At 46.0% G+C, this 19,481-nt stretch carries 17 protein-coding genes; 2 read left to right on the top strand and 15 right to left on the bottom strand.

Going from position 1 to position 19,481, the window contains the following annotated elements; all coding sequences use genetic code 11:
- Positions 1-74: 74 nt before the first annotated feature.
- From DEHRE_RS13040 to queD, 7 genes are all read right to left on the bottom strand, one after another.
- Positions 75-968, bottom strand: a complete 894-nt coding sequence (locus DEHRE_RS13040; protein ID WP_025206209.1) for a GGDEF domain-containing protein — start codon at positions 966-968, stop codon at positions 75-77.
- Positions 969-1,161: 193 nt separating this feature from the next.
- The gene (locus DEHRE_RS13045) at positions 1,162-2,091 is read right to left on the bottom strand and encodes a magnesium transporter CorA family protein (protein WP_019224628.1); all 930 of its coding nucleotides are present in this window, start codon (positions 2,089-2,091) and stop codon (positions 1,162-1,164) included.
- A gap of 94 nt (positions 2,092-2,185) precedes the next feature.
- Positions 2,186-3,934, bottom strand: a complete 1,749-nt coding sequence (locus tag DEHRE_RS13050; RefSeq protein WP_019224627.1) for a phospho-sugar mutase — start codon at positions 3,932-3,934, stop codon at positions 2,186-2,188.
- A gap of 13 nt (positions 3,935-3,947) precedes the next feature.
- A complete protein-coding gene (locus tag DEHRE_RS13055; RefSeq protein ID WP_019224626.1) occupies positions 3,948-5,552 on the bottom strand; it encodes a glucose-6-phosphate isomerase in 1,605 nt (534 codons plus the stop codon).
- 143 nt (positions 5,553-5,695) lie between these two features.
- The gene (gene queC, locus DEHRE_RS13060; protein ID WP_019224625.1) at positions 5,696-6,355 is read right to left on the bottom strand and encodes a 7-cyano-7-deazaguanine synthase QueC; all 660 of its coding nucleotides are present in this window, start codon (positions 6,353-6,355) and stop codon (positions 5,696-5,698) included.
- 3 nt (positions 6,356-6,358) lie between these two features.
- A complete protein-coding gene (gene queE / locus DEHRE_RS13065) occupies positions 6,359-7,027 on the bottom strand; it encodes a putative 7-carboxy-7-deazaguanine synthase QueE (RefSeq protein ID WP_019224624.1) in 669 nt (222 codons plus the stop codon).
- A 6-nt stretch (positions 7,028-7,033) separates the two neighbouring features.
- Entirely contained in the window at positions 7,034-7,459 is a 426-nt protein-coding gene (queD, locus tag DEHRE_RS13070; protein ID WP_019224623.1) for a 6-carboxytetrahydropterin synthase QueD, read from the bottom strand.
- A 303-nt stretch (positions 7,460-7,762) separates the two neighbouring features.
- On the opposite strand from queD, the gene DEHRE_RS13075 reads away from it, so the two are divergent.
- On the top strand, positions 7,763-9,400 hold the full coding sequence (locus DEHRE_RS13075) for a putative manganese-dependent inorganic diphosphatase (RefSeq protein WP_019224622.1): 1,638 nt from the start codon (positions 7,763-7,765) through the stop codon (positions 9,398-9,400).
- A 1-nt stretch (position 9,401) separates the two neighbouring features.
- Here DEHRE_RS13075 and DEHRE_RS13080 read toward each other — a convergent pair whose 3' ends face one another.
- Entirely contained in the window at positions 9,402-10,301 is a 900-nt protein-coding gene (locus DEHRE_RS13080) for a DUF445 domain-containing protein (RefSeq protein ID WP_019224621.1), read from the bottom strand.
- Between the two features lie 207 nt (positions 10,302-10,508).
- Between DEHRE_RS13080 and DEHRE_RS13085 the strand changes: the two genes are divergently transcribed.
- Positions 10,509-12,404 carry an ASKHA domain-containing protein gene (locus tag DEHRE_RS13085; RefSeq protein ID WP_019224620.1) on the top strand — a complete coding sequence of 632 codons (1,896 nt, stop codon included), beginning with the start codon at positions 10,509-10,511 and terminating at the stop codon, positions 12,402-12,404.
- A 123-nt stretch (positions 12,405-12,527) separates the two neighbouring features.
- On the opposite strand, the gene phoU is transcribed toward DEHRE_RS13085, so the two are convergent.
- The 7 genes from phoU to DEHRE_RS13120 all read right to left on the bottom strand — a co-directional run bounded on the left by phoU (position 12,528) and on the right by DEHRE_RS13120 (position 19,409).
- Entirely contained in the window at positions 12,528-13,205 is a 678-nt protein-coding gene (gene phoU / locus DEHRE_RS13090) for a phosphate signaling complex protein PhoU (RefSeq protein ID WP_019224619.1), read from the bottom strand.
- A gap of 14 nt (positions 13,206-13,219) precedes the next feature.
- Positions 13,220-13,996, bottom strand: coding sequence for a phosphate ABC transporter ATP-binding protein PstB (gene pstB, locus DEHRE_RS13095; RefSeq protein ID WP_019224618.1), 777 nt, complete (start codon positions 13,994-13,996; stop codon positions 13,220-13,222).
- Between the two features lie 19 nt (positions 13,997-14,015).
- The gene (pstA, locus tag DEHRE_RS13100) at positions 14,016-14,861 is read right to left on the bottom strand and encodes a phosphate ABC transporter permease PstA (protein ID WP_019224617.1); all 846 of its coding nucleotides are present in this window, start codon (positions 14,859-14,861) and stop codon (positions 14,016-14,018) included.
- Positions 14,861-15,727, bottom strand: coding sequence for a phosphate ABC transporter permease subunit PstC (pstC, locus tag DEHRE_RS13105; protein ID WP_019224616.1), 867 nt, complete (start codon positions 15,725-15,727; stop codon positions 14,861-14,863). Before pstC ends, pstA begins: the two co-directional genes overlap by 1 nt.
- Before the next feature lie 188 nt (positions 15,728-15,915).
- Positions 15,916-17,685, bottom strand: coding sequence for a two-component system histidine kinase PnpS (gene pnpS / locus DEHRE_RS13110; RefSeq protein ID WP_019224615.1), 1,770 nt, complete (start codon positions 17,683-17,685; stop codon positions 15,916-15,918).
- Positions 17,685-18,380, bottom strand: coding sequence for a response regulator transcription factor (locus DEHRE_RS13115; protein WP_019224614.1), 696 nt, complete (start codon positions 18,378-18,380; stop codon positions 17,685-17,687). Before DEHRE_RS13115 ends, pnpS begins: the two co-directional genes overlap by 1 nt.
- 192 nt (positions 18,381-18,572) lie before the next feature.
- The gene (locus tag DEHRE_RS13120; RefSeq protein ID WP_019224613.1) at positions 18,573-19,409 is read right to left on the bottom strand and encodes a phosphate ABC transporter substrate-binding protein; all 837 of its coding nucleotides are present in this window, start codon (positions 19,407-19,409) and stop codon (positions 18,573-18,575) included.
- Positions 19,410-19,481: the final 72 nt, after the last annotated feature.

The following is a 19,481-nucleotide window of genomic DNA, read 5'->3' on the forward strand; positions in this document are numbered from 1 at the left end:
ACGACCAATGGCAAATATTCATTCTAGTACTGCGTATTTTAAATAAATGGGCAACATATACAGTATGCTTTATATTAATTTTTATAAAGCTGGATTGTGTTTCTGCCCTGATATTTGGCCTGGTAAAGGGCAGCATCAGCCTGGGTAATCAGTTGATCTTTATTTTCCGCCAGATCAGGAAAAATTGAGAAACCGACCGAAAGCGTTAAAGTTCTTGTAACGTGACAATCCGGGAAAGAAAATCGCAGACTGTAAAATGCTTCTTTAAGTCTTTCCATGACAAAATGGACTTCTTCGACGCCGGAATCAGGCAAAATTACTGCAAATTCGTCCCCGCCGTAGCGGCAGGCAATATCTGACTTTCTCGTTGTGTTTTGGATCAGCCTGGCTGTTTTTCTTAGTATTTCATCACCGAAATAATGGCCATAGGAATCATTGTACATCTTAAAGTTATCAATATCGATCATACACAAGACAAGCGTACGATTGGCTCTGGTCGCCCTCGCAATCTCTTCGTCAAGCCTTTGCTGAAAATACCTGTGATTGTAGATCTCTGTCAGACCGTCTGTTACAGAAAGGGTCTCAAGTACTTTCTGGGTCTTTTTGTTGCGTTCAACTTCAATGGCAATAATCGCAGATCCCAAAAAGTTAGCCAGGATGAACACGGCAATAGCAAAATAATATGGGTCACCTTGTATTATTCCGAATCTGAATGGAGCAGTGATCCCTATGATGCTGTATATCAGCGTAACCACAAGGCCGGTATACCCAAAGATCAGCGGCATCAGCAACGTGACGACAGCCATTATACTCCCTATAATAATTCCCGGAGCTGTATTTAAATTACCAAAAAACAGCACCAAAACCAGGATCCCAATAAATAACAAGCAGATGATAAATTTGTTTTTCTGACTCAGTCTATGTTTGTCTAAAAAATCATGATCATCTTTTCGATTAACTAAATTCATTATATGACCCCCTATATAAACCTTACTTTTCAGCAAAAGCCGTTGTATGATTCTTTCAATTACATTGCGATAACATAAGATTATCTCATTAAGTCTTCTGTTGGGAGAATCTTCTACAGAATGTAAAAAAAACAACCTCAATGGTTGTTTTTTCTCAATGAATGGATTTGGTTTTCCATGCGTGCATCGGATTTTATCTCAGCCAGTGTTTACGCCAAAACAGGATAAGTACTGCTGTCACAATTAACACGGATACACCGAAAAAGAGCGGCATCCCCAAAGGCGAGTGGATCAGCGGCATTGCTTCAAAATTCATTCCAAAGAAGGAGGTAACCAGATTAATCGGCAGCAGGATCGTGGCCAGAAGCGTCAGAACTTTCATGATATCATTGGCCCGGTTGTCAATGGCCTGCTGGTAGGCTTCCATTAGGATTTCAATCAGCTCATGAGTCTGCCGTGCATTCTCAAGTTTCTGCTGGGTATCGGCAACCAGGTCTTTCCATGATGGCTTCCCCTGATCATGATTATCCATGGCTGCCAGTCTGCTGAAAATCGTCTGATGCGCATTCAGTGACTTCTTTAATCCGAGTATTTTTTTGTGAAGGTTAATTATTTCACTTCTTTGCCATCTTTCAGGAGTTTCCAGGATATTTTCTTCAATCCGGTCCACATCATCTTCCAGTAATTCCAGCTGGCGCTGATGATGTTCCAGTATTTCCATGCCGAGGAGCTGCGCCAGATCGGAAGGTGTCGTAAGCAGCCCTCTCCGGGCCCAGTCATTGATCTGCGACAGCTCAAGCCGGTCATTGCGCAGTATCGTCATATCATTCGCCGACAGAAAAAAGTAGATCGCAAATTCTTTGGTGTCATCAGCAAAATCGCTGTAACCAATAAAAAACAGAGAAGGGTGCAGACGTTCAAATCTTTGATTAAAGCTATTCCCCTGCGGATTCAGATTTCCCAGAACACGGTCGATCTCTGCAGATCCGGCAAATGCCAAGTGCCCGTTCAGGAGCTTCCATTCCTCAGCATTGAAGAGGGTTATGCTAAACTTTCCCTCTGCCGGAATCTGTTGTGATTCTATTTCTTTCAGGCCCTCCGGAGAGACAAGATAGTGTTGCAAGCCCTTTACCTCCCTTCACTTGACAATTCTCTGTAAACAGATCATCGGATAACCACGGTTATATCATTCTTACAATTTATGTATTCTAGCACAATCAAACCATCAGGTCATTAATCAGGGTGAAGACTTCCGCTTTGACACGTGCCAAGGTAGCATCCGCTTCAGCTCTGGTAGAACCTTTGATACAGAAATAAAAACGTATTTTTGGTTCCGTACCGGAAGGTCTTGCCATGACATATCCTCCCCCTTCAAAGGAAAAGCGAAGCGCATTCTCCCGAGGAAGATTGGTTTCTTCCGTCTTATTCTCCAGCGCATCCCACCGGACATTTTGCTGATAGTCATCAATAAACCGTACGCTGAGCCCCGCAACAGAAAGCGGCTTTGCCATCCGCAGTCTGTCCATTACAGCGGCAATCCGTTCCCGGCCTTCTTTGCCGCTCAGCGCAAAAGCGACCTGTTCATCGAGGAAAGTGCCGTAACGCGCAAAAAGTTCCGCCAGTATATCCGGTAAGGTTTTGTTCTCTATCTGCTTGTAATACAATGCCGCCTCAGCCAGCAGCGCAGAAGCCTGGACTGCATCCTTATCTCTGGCATACGTACCGGCCAGGTAACCATGGCTTTCTTCAAAGCCAAACAAAAATGTCCCCCAGCCCTGTACGTCCATCTCTTTGATCTTTTCTCCGATATATTTAAAGCCGACCAGCACATTCACTGTTTTGACGCCAAAATCAGCCGCAACTGCTTCGGCCAGGTCCGTAGAGGCTATCGTCTTGACGATCACGCCATTGTCCGGCAGTCTGTGGTTTCGTCTTCTTTGATCCAGGATATAATACGCCAGGATTACGCCAATCTGATTACCGGTAAAACGGCAATACTGACCATTTCTGTCCAGGGCATATGCTCCGAGGCGGTCTGCATCCGGATCGGTGGCCAGTACCAGGTCCGCCTGTGTCTTTTTTGCCAGTGTTAAAGCAAGCTCAAACGACTCCGGATCTTCCGGATTCGGGGATTTCACCGTCGGGAATTCCGGATCAGGTTGTTCCTGTTCTGCAACCATCCGGAAAGCCGTAAAGCCCATTTTGTTAAGGATGCTTTGAACAGGGATGCCGCCGGTTCCATGAAGCGGCGTGCAGACAATGTTCAGCTTTGTACCGTAAGTTTGTGTTAGTTCTGTATTCAGCAGACTATGAAGTATCTCAGCCTGATAGGCAGCATCCACCTGATCTCCTACCATCTGAACCATCCCTTCCTCCAGGGCTTTGATTCGGTCTGCCGGCACAATTCTCCAGTCTTCTCTTTCAGCCATCTTGGTAATGATCTGCTTAGCAGGAGCAGGCGGCAGCTGCCCGCCATCCTCCCAGTAGACCTTATAGCCGTTGTATTCCTTTGGATTATGGCTGGCCGTGATATTTACGCCGGCAATTGTCTGAAGATACCTGACAGCAAATGAAAGCTCAGGCGTCGGCCGCAGACCTTCAAACAGATAGACTTTAATCTGATTCACTGCCAGTACCAACGCTGCTTCCAGTGCAAAATCTTCGGAAAAATAGCGGCTGTCATACGCAATGACAACCCCTCGCTGACACGCCTCTGGTCCATGCTCCAAGATCGTGTCGGCCAATCCCTGTGTAACTTTGCGAATAACATAACGATTCAGGCGATTGGTTCCTGCGCCGAGAACCCCTCTGATGCCGCCGGTTCCAAACTCCAGAGTCGTATAGAATCGGTCCTCCAGCTCCTTCAGGTCGGTTATTTCCGCCAGTTCCCTTCTGCTGAGTTCGTCAAAGTAATCATTCTCCATCCAAAATTTCAAGGTGCTGTCATACTTTTGCTCTGAATACATGTTACTTTTCTCCTCACTGTTGATCAGACGCAACCTGGTATAAAGCCTCAAATTCACTGCCGCTCTTTTGACTTATAATCCTGTTTCCCCGATTCGCTTCAAGATGCTTAAGAATTTTATAGAGCATTTCGCGGTCTACTACAGACCCGTCTGCTTCAATTTCCAATGCAATTTCTTCAACCGTTAACCCTCCGGTTTTACATGCCCTTAGAACACGCAGGGCCAGGTTCTTTAATTGAATCATTTCCTGCGCACCTTTTTTAGCCATTTCTACAGCCGGTTGGTGATAAGCATTAACATGCACAAGCTGGGCATACATACTCACCGTACGTTCGTATAGGGCAATTAATACTCCGATCGTTACGGGGCTGAGGTCTCTCACTGTCAGCGTAATTGATTTTCGGCCCTTGTTTGACAGGGCATTCCTCGTGCCGAGCAGAAAAGCCTGTAAATAATCACCGCTGGTGCTTTCCTCGGCAATCAGGATTGAGTCTCCATCCCTGTCCTTCAGTACTTCGATGAAGGTCACAAAAAAGTTACTGGGCCCATCCAGCAGCTGCTGGATATAGGAATGCTGATCACTTGTTCCTTTATTTCCAAGTACTGTAATTCCCTGATGGACAATATTTCCGTCCAAGTCCTTTTCTTTTCCCAGAGACTCCATGATCAATTGCTGAAGATATTTCGGGAAAAGCTCCAAACGGTCTTTATAAGGAAGGATAACCATCTGCTGCCCGCCTTTGCCGCCTGTCAGAACGTACCACGCCAAGGCAGTCAGGGCTGCAGGGTTGCTTTTCGTATCCGTGTTCCTGGTTAGGGAGTTGCATTTCTTGGCCCCGTCCAAAAGGCCACAAATATCAATTCCCTGTAAAGCCAGCGGCAGCAGCCCCACAGCGGACAAGACAGAAGTCCGCCCGCCAACCCATTCCCAAACCGGGAAAGCGTCCAGCCAATCCTCTTTAATCCGTATCTGATCCAGTCTGCTTCCTGGTTGGGTGATACTGACCGCATGACGGCTGAAGTCCAACCCCCGGCTTACGTAAAAATGACGAACTTCTTCCATTCCGTTGCGGGTTTCAACCGTGCCGCCGCTTTTGGAGATTACGATCGTTAATGTTGCATCCGCCTTAGCATCCAGCTCAGCAAAAATACGATCCATACCGTCAGGATCTGTGTTATCGATAAAGTACAGCGAACAGGGATCACCTTTGTTTCCGAGCGCCTCGGAAACAAAACGCGGTCCTAAGGAAGATCCGCCAATGCCAACAATAATGACGTTCCGGAAAGGGCGTCCTTTTTGACCACATATAGTACCCGCATGAACATCCTGCGCAAAGTATAGAATACGGCGCAGGGTATCTTTGATTGCCGCGCCTATTTCCGGCTGCGGAGCTAATTCCGGATCACTCAGCCAATAATGCCCAACCATCCGCTGCTCGTCCGGGTTGGCAACCGCTCCCTGTTCCAAGGCCTGAATCTGGCAATACATGTCCTGCAGGCGTATTTCCATGTCATCCAGATACGTATCCGGAAATCCTGAACGGCTAACATCCACCTGGATTCCCAGTTCATTATCGAAATAAAAGTATTCCCGGAATTTCTGCCATTGTGACGTCACAATACAATCACCTCACCCGCTGGTAATGATACTCTACCCTGGACATTCCGATTCTATACCTCGCACGATGTGAGGCATAATATTTTAATTATAGCTGAAATGAATGAAAAAGTATTGCGCAATTTGTCGTGTCAAAAGCTCATTTATTTCATTCCGCTGCAATATCTTTGATATCCCTTTTTCCGCAGTAGACACGCAGGACATTCCCCACACCCATCACCTTTGATACCGTTATAACAGGTCAATGTCTCTTCTTGAATCATTGCAAGCACACCGAGATCGTCAGCCAGTTTCCAGGTTTCCGCCTTGTCGATCCACATCAGAGGGGTATGAATCACAAATTCGTAATCCATGGCGAGATTAAGGGTTACATTCAGGGACTTAACAAAAATATCCCGACAGTCCGGATAACCGCTGTAATCACTCTGAGAAACGCCGGTGATCAAATGTCTTACTCCCCTCTGTTTGGCAAAAACAGCTGCAAACGACAGAAAGAGCATATTCCTGCCGTCCACAAATGTGTTCGGTAACCGGTCGGGCGGCGAATTTTTCTCAACTTCAATCTCCGGCCTGGTCAACGAATTCGGTGCAAGCTGATTTAATAAACTGAGATCCAGCAGATGATGCTCAATCTGGTGCTTAGCACATATTTCTCTGGCACAATCCAATTCCAGCCGGTGTTTTTGCCCATAATCAAAGGACAGGGCAATGACTTCTGCAAATAACTGTCTGGCCCAAAAAAGACAGGTCGTACTGTCCTGGCCGCCGCTAAAAATGACCAAAGCTTTTTCATTTTTTTGCATGGCTTATACTCCTCTCTTTTCCGGATCCCAGATCACTTTATGTAGCTGAAGCTGCAAGCACACCCCCTCCATTTGATGCACAATCATAAATTTAACGATCTCAGACGGCGCAATGTGTGCAAAAACAGGACTGATAAATACCGCAGTTTTCTTGATCAGGCCGTAGGCACTTATGATTTCGCACGCCCTTGCCAGATCGTTTTGATCGCCAACCACGAATTTCACGGCATCCCGGCATGTCAGGACCTCAAAATTTGCTAAAACCATCTTGTCCTCCATACCGCTCGAAGCAAGTTTGTAGTCCATCGTAAATCCCGGACGGCGGTCAGCCTCTGTGCAAAAGGGCTTCAGACTGACGCTGCCATTCGTTTCAATCTCGACGGAAAGTGCCGGATCCTGGCACAGCAAGTCGGTCAGCGCTGCAATACCAGGTTGTATCAACGGCTCCCCGCCTGTCAGCGTGACGTTCTTTATACCTGTGGCCAGGACCTGTTTATAGAGCTCCGCTCCCGTCATTTCCCGGTAAGAAACACCCCCTTCATTAGCCCAGCGGGTGTCACAGTAAGTACATTGCAGATTACACCCGGCAAATCTGACAAAAACAGCCAGTTCTCCTGCCCGCGGTCCCTCTCCGTTAATGCTTGAAAAAATTTCTGCAACCCTGTATTTCATCTTAAATCACCATCTGCCTTCGTAGACTGCGCAATTCGCGGGCGTTTCAAACACACTGACCCTGGTCATTTGATATCCTTTACCCGTCAAAGCCTCGTAAAAGCACCTGGCAAAATTTTCGGCTGTTGTCCTGAAAGGCACCTCAATGACCCGGAAGCCGTCCTGAATAAGATGTTCCAGCGTACTTTTTCGCAGCGTTCCGTCTTCCACAAGCAAGGCATGATCATAGTCATCCGTCAGCTGTTTGAGATCCGCTTTCAGCTGGCTGAAATCAACAATCATCCCCCTGGCTTCTCCTTCATCTGCGAGTGTTTCAGATTCAATTTCCACAACCACTCGCCAGCTGTGGCCATGAATGTTCCGGCACTTGCCTGGATGGCCTGCCAGAAAGTGCGCGCTGTCAAAACTGTTTTCCACCTTCAACATGTACATATCATGCAACCTCCCCAAGAAACAAAAAAAGAGCTGCTGCTCTCCAAACAAAAAACTACCCAAGACGGTAGTGGTCCTAGTTTTGTTTAGAGACAGGATGGATTTCGAACTGTCTTTATTTTATTCATAAATTAAGCATATCATGCTAACGTTGATCTGTAAATGAGCTTTGTTGGTATTTGGGGAAGACGGCTTTTGAAGATTGCTTTGAAGATTGCTTCTTTTGAATTTATACTTTTTATTATACAATGATAGGATAGAATTTAGGGAAATAGATTCGGATAAAGAATAGGAGAATAAAGGATGGATAAATTAGTATTTGTCACCGGGCATAAGAATCCGGATACAGATTCCATATGTTCTGCAATCGCCTACGCGGAACTTAAAAAAAAGCTCGGTGTGAATGCTGTGCCCAAAAGGCTCGGTGATATTAACCGGGAAACTGAATTTGTTCTGAAGCATTTCGGCGTTGAAATTCCGGAACATCTTTTTACAGTCAAAACCCAGGTGGCAGATTTAAACGTTGATCAGGCTTTTCCCGTATCACCGGATATTTCGATTAAAACAGCCTGGCACCTTATGAAAAAAAACAATATCAAAACGATTCCCGTTATTGATGATCATGAGCGACTTTTAGGAATTGTAACCCTATCCGATATTACCAATAATTATATGGATGCCTTGGACAACAACACCATCGCTTCAACGAGAACGACCCTGCGCAATATCGCCGAAACGCTGAATGCGACATTGATCTGCGGTTCCCAGGAAGATTTCGAGACGACCGGCAAGGTTGTGGTTGCTGCTGTTGAACCCGATGATTTGCATTCGTTTGTTGAGCCGGGTGATATTGTGATCACGGGAAACCGGCTGGATATCCAGTTGAAAGCTCTGGAATACGGTACCACCTGCCTGATCCTCACCTGCGGCGGGGATCCGTCACAAGAGTTGATCGAAGAAGCCCGCAGCAGGAATATTGTTTTGTTGACGACTCCGATTGACACCTATACGACCGTAAGGCTGGTGAATCAGAGCATACCGGTAGGTGCCGTCATGACCAGCCAGAACCTTATATCGTTTAACATTGATGACTTTATTGATGATATTCAGGATAAAATGTTAAAAACCAGATACCGGAGCTATCCAATTGTTGATGACAACAACCGGATCCAAGGATTCATCTCCAGATATCATTTGATTTCACAGAGAAAGAAAAACGTTATTCTGGTGGATCACAATGAAAAATCCCAGACTGTCAATGGCATTGAAGAGGCAGAAATCCTTGAGATTATCGATCACCATCGACTCGGTGATATTCAGACGGCCAGTCCGATTTTCCTTCGCAACGAACCGGTAGGCAGTACCTCGACCATTGTTGCCAATATGTTTTTTGAGATGGGAATTCGTCCTTCGAAGAGCATCGCCGGGATTCTTTGCTCCGCCATCCTGTCCGATACGCTGAAATTCAAATCTCCGACCAGTACCTACGTCGACAGGATGACGGCCGAAAAGCTGGCCGAAATAGCCGGGATTGACGATATGGACAAGTACGCCAATCAAATGTTCAAAGAAGGCTCTTCTCTGCAGGGAAAAACACTCAAGGAGATATTCTATCAGGATTTCAAAGATTATACCTTTGGCAAATACAGGATTGGAATCGGGCAGGTCTTCACCATGGACAAGGAAAAGATCTCGGAGATGGAAGATTCACTGATTGCGTTCATGAAACAGCTTTGTGCCGAAAGAGGCTATCATTTGCTGATGCTTTTTGTGACCGATATTCTTGACCAGACCTCAGAAGTCTTATTTTCCGGAGAAGAAAAAGAATTAATCTCGCTTGCTTTTAACGTTGATCTGGGTGAAAACAGCGTTTGCCTGCCCGGCATCGTTTCCAGAAAGAAACAGGTTGTTCCTTTAATTTCAGTGGCTGTCGACAAATAATTTATTTTAATAATAAGTTCAACAGCCCAATCACGAAACCAATCAAGGCTCCCAGATTAACAACAGCGTTCAACTCGTTTTTCATTACCGAAAGCACAAGTCTCTCAATCTCCAGAACATCCATATCATTTACCTTTTTTTCGACAACACCGGCTATATCAAACTGTTGGATATAGCCTCCAAGCTTTTTCTGCACGAATACCGAATAGATTCTGTCAACCATACCGGTAAGATGTCTTTCCTCAATCTCAATTTTTTGCATGAATGCCGCTAAGGGTTGATTCTCAAGAACCGCCAGTTCTTCTCTCACGATGGACTGGATCATATCCTGGCCGTTTTCCTGGATGTATGCGTCAACCTTTGCTCCGATCGGAGCAGCCACAGACATAATTAATTGGTCATTGACCATCAGCGCGAGCATTGTGCCATGAACCTTTTCCTTAATCGCGCGTCTGCCCTCCCGCACAATGACTGTGCCGATATCCATCTTAGAGACTCCGGACATGATCTTGCTGCAAATGATGTTTTCGGCTTGTTCTCTCAGAACCTGATAGGCATCCTGTGAAACAAACCCAGCGAAGATATTTTTTAGGGTATGATGCTCATCCATTTCATAAAGTGAGCTGCCAATTTCCTGAACGATTGCGTTTTTTATGTTTTCTGACAAGAACATATTCTCTACATCTTTACTGGTTAAAAGGTTGTTCCCGACCGCATTGCCCAATGCTTTGGCAAGCTGCCCCTTTCTCTTTGGAAAAATGCCGGGAGTAAACGGCAATGCCCAATTCCCAATTTTAATTGGGTTGATGGGCCGAAAGAGCATCTTAACCGCAATGTAGTTTGTGACATAACCGATGATAGCGCCGATAACCGGGCCTGCTGCAATTTGAATTAGATTCATTGATGATTCTCCTCTTAAATAAATCGGAATAAATAAGTACGGATTCGCAATACCAATGTATATTTTAGCGATTATTCAATTATTTGTATAGCTATAATTGTACATCCTGTAATTGTTGACAAACAAAGGGAATTTAACGTGTACTTCTTATATACCCCCTTGGGGTATATAAGAAGTACACTCAATAACTGGGGAGGGTTTCAGCAAATGAGTCAGGATAAGCATCGTTCCAAGATGGTGAAAATGGTCAATGTCACTTTTCAAAAATCCGCCTGCCAAGCGGACGAATGCGTCGTGAAAGTTCCATCCGGCAGTACCATACTTCAAGCGGCAATCACTGCCGGCGTAGATCTTCATAGTGCCTGCGGCGGCAAAGGAACCTGCGGCAAATGCCGCGTCATCCTGCCCCCGGAAGACCGTACTGAACCGCTGCCGGAAGAAAAAAAATTCTTAAGTGCTGAACAAATTGACGCTGGTGTTGTCCTGGCCTGCAAACGAACTGTCGAATCCGACAGGCAGATCATCCTGATCGAACAAAAAGATGTGTTTGACCGCAAAACACGACTTGAAGATGACAACCGTGTCTTTGAACTTGTACCGCTGGTACACAAACATGCTGTACACGTGAGTGTTCCAAGCACTTCAGATCAGCGTTCCGATTGGGAACGTTTGGCCGCAGGGCTTCCCGCATCGGCTGCTTCGCTGCGTTTTAACCGCGGGATTGCCGCCAAATTGCCCAGAATTCTGCGTGATGCTTCTTTCCAGGTTACGGCTGTTACTGCCGGAAATGACCTGCTGGCTGTCGAATCCGGAAATACGCTGGACCGAACCTTCGGCTTGGCCATTGACATTGGAACTACGACCGTGGTGGCTTATTTGATGAATCTAAACAACGGAAAAATTATTGCGCGTGAGGCAATAACCAATCCTCAGCAGGGCGCGGGAGCTGATGTCATTTCCAGAATCAACTATGCCTCAGATCACCCCGACGGCTTGGTTCAACTGCAGATACAGGTTGTCGAAGGTTTAAATCAGATCATCGCCAATATGTGCAGGCAGAAAGGCATTGCCCCCGAGGAGATTTACCAAGCTGTTGTCGTCGGCAATACCACAATGAGCCATTTATTCCTCGGTATTGACCCAACCTATCTGGGTCCTGCACCTTTTATCCCGGGTTTCCGCCAGGCGGTTACCGTCAAGGCTTCCGAGCTGGGACTCCGGATTCTAAGCGATTCACCAGTCACCGTCCTGCCGATTGTCGCGGGCTATGTCGGTTCCGATACGGTCGGTGTCATGCTTTCGGGGAAGATTGACCAATTGAAAGGCATTCATCTCTTTATCGATATCGGAACGAATGGGGAAATGGTTTTAGCTGGAAAGGGAAGAATTCTGACCTGTTCTACTGCAGCCGGTCCGGCCTTTGAAGGTGCCGGAATCAAATTTGGCATGCGAGCTGCCGACGGAGCAATCGAACGTGTTAAGATTACGGACGACGTGGAACTTGGGGTCATCGGCAAAGAAAATGAATCTGTACGTGGCATCTGCGGCTCCGGTTTGATTGATGCTATTTCCGAAATGCACAAAGCCGGGATTATCAATTCGCGGGGACGCATCATCGACCACGCAAGCGCCTCTGAACTACCACCGGCACTTCGGGACAGAATCCTGAATGACAATGGGATCCGAGAGTTTGTCCTGGCCTGGAAAGAATCGGCCACTGGGGAAAATATCACGATCACCCAAATGGATATCCGCGCACTTCAGCTGGCCAAAGGTGCCGTGCTCGCAGGGGTCCGGATCCTGATGATCCATCTCGGTGTCAAACCGGACGATCTTGAAATGATTCATTTGGCAGGCGCGTTTGGCAACTATATCGCCAAAGAAAGCGCCCTTGGCATTGGCCTCCTGCCGCAGGTCCCCGTCGAAAAAATCCAATCTATCGGCAACGCTGCAGGCAACGGTGCCCAGATGGCCCTGCTTTCGACCATTGAAATGAGCAGAGCAAATCGTCTCGCCCGGGATGCCGAACATATCGAGCTGTCCACCGAAGAGCTTTTCCAGGATGAATACATGGAATCTCTCGCTTTAGGACAGCGTTATTGATGTAAAACTATATACCTGTATATACACTTATTCACAATTGTGTGTAGGCTGTGGATAACTTTGTGGAAAAATATCCCTCTATGCGAATTGATTTATCATTCAACATCAATCATTGCAGATTGATCATTCCATATCAACAAGATTATCATCATTCAGGTCTTTTCTTTTGCCGCTAGCCAGATAGATGGTCCATTCACCCAGGTTTGTCACATGGTCGGCTACCCTTTCTAAGGAAAGCGCAACGAGCAGCAGATTGATACCCTGTGAAATATTTTTTTGGTCTTTTTGCATTAAATGCAATAGATCTTCATAGACCAACCTGTATAGTTGGTCTACCTCTTTTTCTTTCACTGCCAGGCTTTGCGCCATTTTTAAATCTTTATTCGTATACGCAATGATACTGTCTCTGAGCATCTCCCGCGCCAGTTTTGCCATCTTAGGAATATCGACCAGCGGCTTCACCAAAGGCTCATCGCTTAATTTAATCGTTACTTCCGCGATATCGACAGCGTGGTCGGCGATGCGTTCGAGGTCGGTAACAATCTTCAGCGCGGTCCCGATGGTTCTCAAATCACCGGCCATAGGCTGCTGCAGGGCTAGCATGGTTAAACATTTGTCTTCGATCTCAAGCTGAAAATTATCCACAATATCATCGTCCGCCAGAACCTTCTCTGCCAGTTTCAAGTCTCTTTCCTCAAGTGATTTCATTGCGGAGCTGATGACGTTTTCCACGAGATTACCCATCATGAGGACATCATGGCTCAGTTCTTCCAACGATGTTGCAAATGAATTTCGGGTCATAATACATTTCCTCCTTATCCGAATCTTCCAGTGACATAGTCCTCAGTCCTTTTGTCCAGAGGCTTGGTAAACAGTTCTTTCGTAACGCCGTATTCTATGACTTCCCCGTTCAGGAAAAATGCCGTGTAGTCTGAAATCCTGGCGGCCTGCTGCATGTTATGGGTAACAATAACGATGGTGTATTGTTCTTTAAGATCAAGGATCAGGTCTTCCAGCTTTGCCGTGGAAATCGGATCCAAAGCCGATGCCGGTTCATCCATCAGCAGTACTTCAGGCTGCACAGCCAGTAAACGCGCAATGACAAGCCGCTGCTGCTGCCCGCCGGATAATTGCAGCCCTGAACGGTTCAGCCGGTCCTTGACTTCATCCCAGAGAGCTGCTTCCTTAAGGCTCTTCTCAACAATTTCACTCAGTTTCTGCTTATCTTTCAGGCCATGGGCCCTCGGTCCATAGGCAACATTATCAAAGATCGACATCGGGAACGGATTCGGCTTTTGAAAAACCATTCCAATTCGTTTGCGGAGTGTTACCGGATCAATATCCGAGGTATAAATATCTTTATTGTCGAGATATACATTTCCTTTGACGGTTGCTCCTTCGACCAGGTCATTCATACGGTTTAGCGTTTTCAGGAAGCTGGACTTGCCGCACCCTGAGGGTCCAATCAGCGCAGTAACCTGATTCGCAAGGATTGGTAAGCTTATTGCGTGTAAAGCGTGAAAGCTTCCATAATACAATTCCAGGTCTTTGGTTACCATTTTATTATTTGTTTCTGTTAAGTTAGCTAACATTGATTACCACATCTCTCTGTCAGTGACTCTGGCCGTTTCGTCCTGCAAGCCTTCCCATAAGACTATTGGCCAAAAAATTTATGATAACGATCACGATAATGAGCACGGTAGCACTTGCATAGGCATTCTTGGCCGATATTCCTTCCGACGCTAAAATATAGAGATGAACGGAAAGCGTCCGGGTTGGTTCAAGTATTGAAGTCGGCAATCCTAAGGAACTGCCTGCGGTCAGGATGACTGCCGCTGTTTCTCCGATTGCCCTCCCAATCCCCAAGATAACACCGGTTGCAATTCCGGGAAGCGCCGAAGGCAAAACAACTTTTCGTATGGTATACCATTTAGTTGCACCAAGCGCAAGACTGCCTTCACGGTATGAGTCCGGCACTGTTTTAATGCCTTCTTCAGCAGCTCTGATAATGGTCGGCAGGACCATAAATGCCAGTGTCAGCGCACCTGATAGAATGGACCATCCCATCTTCAGGGTAATGACGAACAGGACAAATCCAAATAAACCGAAAATAATTGAAGGTACAGCAGCCAGTGCTTCTGTGGCAAAACGGATGATTTGTACCAGCCGGCCCTTTTTTACGTACTCCGTCAGGTAGATGGCTGCACCAACCCCTATAGGTGTTGCCAGAACAATGCCTGCTACTGTCAGGTAGATGGTGCCGATAATGATGGAAAAAATCCCGCCTTCCTTGCCCATCCGCTTCGGTTCCTGGGTGATAAAATCCCAGCTTAGCCCGCTGATTCCGTTGATCAGAATATGCGCGATAATACTGAACAAAACCAGAAGCGTACAGATCGCAAACAACCAGAGCAATAATTTTGCTATTTTTTCTTCCAGCCGGGCTGATGCTTTCATTATTGCCACCTGCCTTTTGCACCAAACTGTACGATCAGGTTTAAGATCATGATAAAGATAAATAGGATGATACCGGTGGCAAATAGCGCTTGTTGATGTTCCCCTGAGGCATATCCCATTTCCATCACGATATTTCCTGTGAGCGTACGGATCGGGTCAAATAAAGTTCCGGGTATACGCGTCACGTTGCCTGTGACCATGATGACAGCCATGGTCTCCCCGATTGCTCTTGACATGCCAAGGACGACCCCTGTGATGATGCCCGAACGGGCTACAGGCAGTGATATCCATTTGATAGTCTGCCAGTAATTGGCCCCCAGCGCATAGGATCCGTCTTTATATTCGCTGGGAACCGCGCGCAGCGCAGTCTCGGAGAGATTCAGGATGGTAGGCAGGATCATGATGGCCAGAATCAGGGATCCTGCCAAAATGCTAAAACCTGTTCCGCCAAAATGGTTCCGGATTAAAGGAACAATGACTGCCAGGCCATAAAAACCGTAGACAACGGATGGAATCCCAGCCAGCAGTTCGATTGCAGGTCTTATCAGCTTAGCAGCTTTAGGCGGGGCAATCTCAGCCATAAAGATGGCTCCTGCGACCCCGAAAGGAATTCCCAGGACAAGCGCTCCCAAAGTTACAAGTATGGACCCGACCACCATCGGCAGGATCCCGTAGATGCCATGGGTTGGATCCCATGTTGTTCCGAGGACAAAATCAAAAAATCCTGTTTTCTGCAAAACAGGCCAACCCGAAATGATGACAAATACGGCGATCAGCGCAATGATAAAAATAGCAGCGACAGCGCTGAGAAGGAGTATTTTTTCAACGATGATTTCACTTTTTTTAAGGTGAATGCTTTTCTGCATGGATTGGTCTCCTCCGACGATTTTCCTAGTTATACAATAGCAATTATTTGTTGAGAAGACTTTGCGGAATTGTAACGATTTTGTAAATGTATGCTATCGAAATATCCGCATTAAATAACAAGAGATGCCTTAATAATCAAGACATCTCTAATATTTTCGATATATTTGATTTTATTAAAACTTAATAGTCATAGCTTGTTCCTCAGCATAAAATAGAATCGTGAGCCCCGCCCCAGCGTACTCTCCACTTGTATCCTCGTGCCATGGGTCTCCAGAATATGTTTGACAATCGCCAATCCGAGTCCCGTCCCCCCTTGTTTACGATTCCTGCCTTTATCAACCCGGTAAAACCTTTCAAAAACCCGGGGTAAATCATGCTCCGGAATTCCAGGCCCGGAATCAATCACCTCAAACAGTATTCCGTCAGACTTTTCGGAAGCGACGATTTTGACCTTTTCCCCTATTGCGGAATATTTTATAGCATTGTCCGTCAAATTTGTCAGCACCTGCTCGATCATGCTGTAATCTCCCCAGGCATATGGCAACTTCTCTGGACAAACGACAGTAAGTTCGATTTGCCTGGCTTCAAGCTGAGGCCTTAACTTTACCTCCAGTGAGTGCAGTAAAGCACTCACATCAATTTTCTGCCATTCCACCGAATCTTTCCCGGATTCAATTCTGGATAATTCCAGCAGGTCATCAACGAGCATCCGCAGCCGTTCTGATTCTGTCAAGATGATTCTGACAAATTCTCTGGCCGTCTCAGGGTCATCAAGCGCACCATCGAGCAGCGTTTCCGCATATCCTTTGAGTGAAGTGACAGGCGTTCTTAATTCATGGGATACATTGGCAACAAAATCCCTGCGCATTGTTTCCAGTTTCCGGAGATCCGTAATATCATGAAGCACCATGACGGCCCCGATGTTGGTATTCCCCTTTCCGAGAATCGGCGTAATATTAACTTCAATATTTTTCTCGTGCGGGGATAATATTAATAAATCATCCTTGGCGGCCTTATGCGTTTTTAGTGCCGTGTCAATCAGTGTACTTAATTGGTAATTGTTGATAATCTCAATTTGATGCCGATTGACATTTTTCGGTTCGATCTCCAGAATCTTCAGGGCTGCCGGATTAATCAAATCGATCTTACCATCTTCTCTGAGAAAAATAACGCCACTGACCATATTCGCTAAGACTGTTTCAAGCTTGCTTTTTCCGGTTGAGACTTCGTCAATCATTTCTTTCAGTTGCTGGGCCATTTGATTTAAAGCCTGCCCAAGTTTCCCGATCTCATCCTGACTGGTCGTGTAGGTACGCAGGCTGAAATCACCCCCAGCAATATTTTGAGCTGCGGCTGTCATTTCCTGAATCGGCCTTGTCAGACGCTGCGATAGCTTAAACCCTAAGATGCCGGCGATTACTGTAGCCATTAAGAGAGCTATGAACAGCATGCTCCACAGTTTGGATAGGGCCGTCGTAATTTCGGGCATCGGAAGCGCCAGGCGAACAAAGCCCTTAATTTCCCCGTCTTTCTCAACAGGCAGCGCCAGATACATCATTTGCGTATTAAGCGTTGTACTTTCTCTCTCCGCTATCCCGACACCTTCGCTGATCGCCTGGTGGATTTCGGGACGCCCGAGATGGTTCTCCATAAGCGTCGGCAGCTGCTCAGAATCACCCAGAACAACGCCATTTGCATCGATCACCGTAACCCTGGTGCTAGTAACGTTTGCAAGATCACCGGTAATTTTTTCAATATCCGAGACCATATTCAGCGAACCAAATTCATCAATAACCATTTCTCTGACCAATTTCGCCTCAACCAAAAGTTTAGCCTGCAGATTTTCAATAAAATAGTTATCGAGCACCTTGATAAGATAAACGCCTGATACAAGCATTGAAAGCAGTGCTAGTGCAATAAAGCCAACTGTGAATTTCATTTTCAGACTTTTCAACATCAGCCCCGCTCCTTAAACCTGTATCCGATCCCTCGAACCGTCTGGATATAAGACGGATTTTTAGGGTCGGGCTCAATTTTTTCTCGAAGCCTGCTGATATGAACATCAACAATCCTGGTATCACCCGCGAAATCATAGTTCCATACTCTGTCTAACAGCTGATCTCGACTTACCACTTTTCCTCGATGGCGGATTAAATACTCCAGTAGTTCAAACTCCTTTGGCGTAAGCGGTACAATCTGATCATTCACGCTAATTTCACGTCCGGAAAAATCAACAGCCAGCCTGTCGATCAAAAAAGTCTCGTGGTCAGGTGCTGCCTGAGTCGTTTGGGCCCGCCGCAATAAAGCGCGTACCCGGGCAATAAGCTCTCTCGGACTGAATGGTTTTGTCAGATAGTCATCCCCGCCAAGTTCCAGACCAAGAATTTTATCCAGCTCATCATCTCTCGCCGACAACATAATAACAGGGAGAGAACTGTCTTCTTTCCTGACTGCTTGGCAAATTTCATAGCCATCCATTCCAGGAAGCATAATATCAAGGATAAGCAAATCGGGTTTTTCAGAGCGAATTTTCCGCAGTGCGTCAAGTCCATCTCCTGAAACCTGAACTTCATATCCTTCTTTTTGAAGATTATAACTGATCAAGCGGGCAATCGCTTCCTCATCTTCCACAACCATAATTCTTTTGCTCATATCGTCCTCCCTTAGGAAAACCTTTTTTATTCAAAAATTAATGTCACTCCAATAAGTACAAGCTGTGTTTATTTCATATTATATAACAGAGTAATAGGTATTTCATCTTTCTGGCAAAACCAATTAAACAGGGTGGTAAGCCAACCCTGTTTAATCAAAATGAACTATCTTCATATTTTTTTGCCAAATTACTTATTTGACCAATACAAGACCTTCTTTTTGAATGACGCTTTGTCCTTCATCCGACATGACAAAGTCAATATAGGTCTTCACTGCACCCGCAGGCGCCGCTTTGGTCAGATAGAGGAACGGACGCTGGATTTTGTACGAGCCATTCAGGACATTCTCCGCATTGGCCTCAATACCTTCTACGGTTACTGCTTTCACCGTGTCATCAATGTTTGCCATAGAAATATAGGCAATCGCATTCACATCACCGGCTACAGAAGTTCTCGCAGCACCAGTGGAGTTCTGGACAATCGCTTTGTCACTGATCGGATTATCTTTGCCCATGACCAGTTCTTCAAATGCTCCGCGTGTTCCGGAACCCGCTTCTCTGGTAATCACATTGATTGTCTGGTTAGCTCCGCCAACTTCTTTCCAGTTGGTGATTTTGCCGCTATAAATCTTTTTAATCTGCTCGATGCTCAGATCTTTGACTACGTTTTTAGAATTGACTACGATAGCAACGCCATCCTTACAGATAACGGTTTCCGTCAGACCGGTCTCTTCAGGTTTCAGCTCACGGGAAGAAGATCCGATATCCGCGGTGCCTTCCTGGGCAGCTTTGATTCCTGCTCCGGAACCGCCTCCCTGGACGTTAACTTTTATGTTCGGGTTTTTCGCCATGAATGCTTCTGTGAGTGCTTCAGAAATTGGCTGAACCGAGGTGGACCCTGCGATGGTAATTTCTGCGGACTCAGTCTGTGCCTGCTGTTGGTCGGATTGGGAAGTGCTGTCTTTGCTTCCGCAGCCGGTGAAAGCTAAAGCCAGAATACCTACCAATATAAGCGTAAACAATTTTTTCATTTTTTAGTTCTTCCTCTCATTATTAAAGTTTTCAGTATAAACTGATCTCCTTCAATGTTTTTGCTATATATA

This window comes from Dehalobacter restrictus DSM 9455 (genome assembly GCF_000512895.1).
Taxonomy (GTDB): Bacteria; Bacillota; Desulfitobacteriia; order Desulfitobacteriales; family Syntrophobotulaceae; genus Dehalobacter; species Dehalobacter restrictus.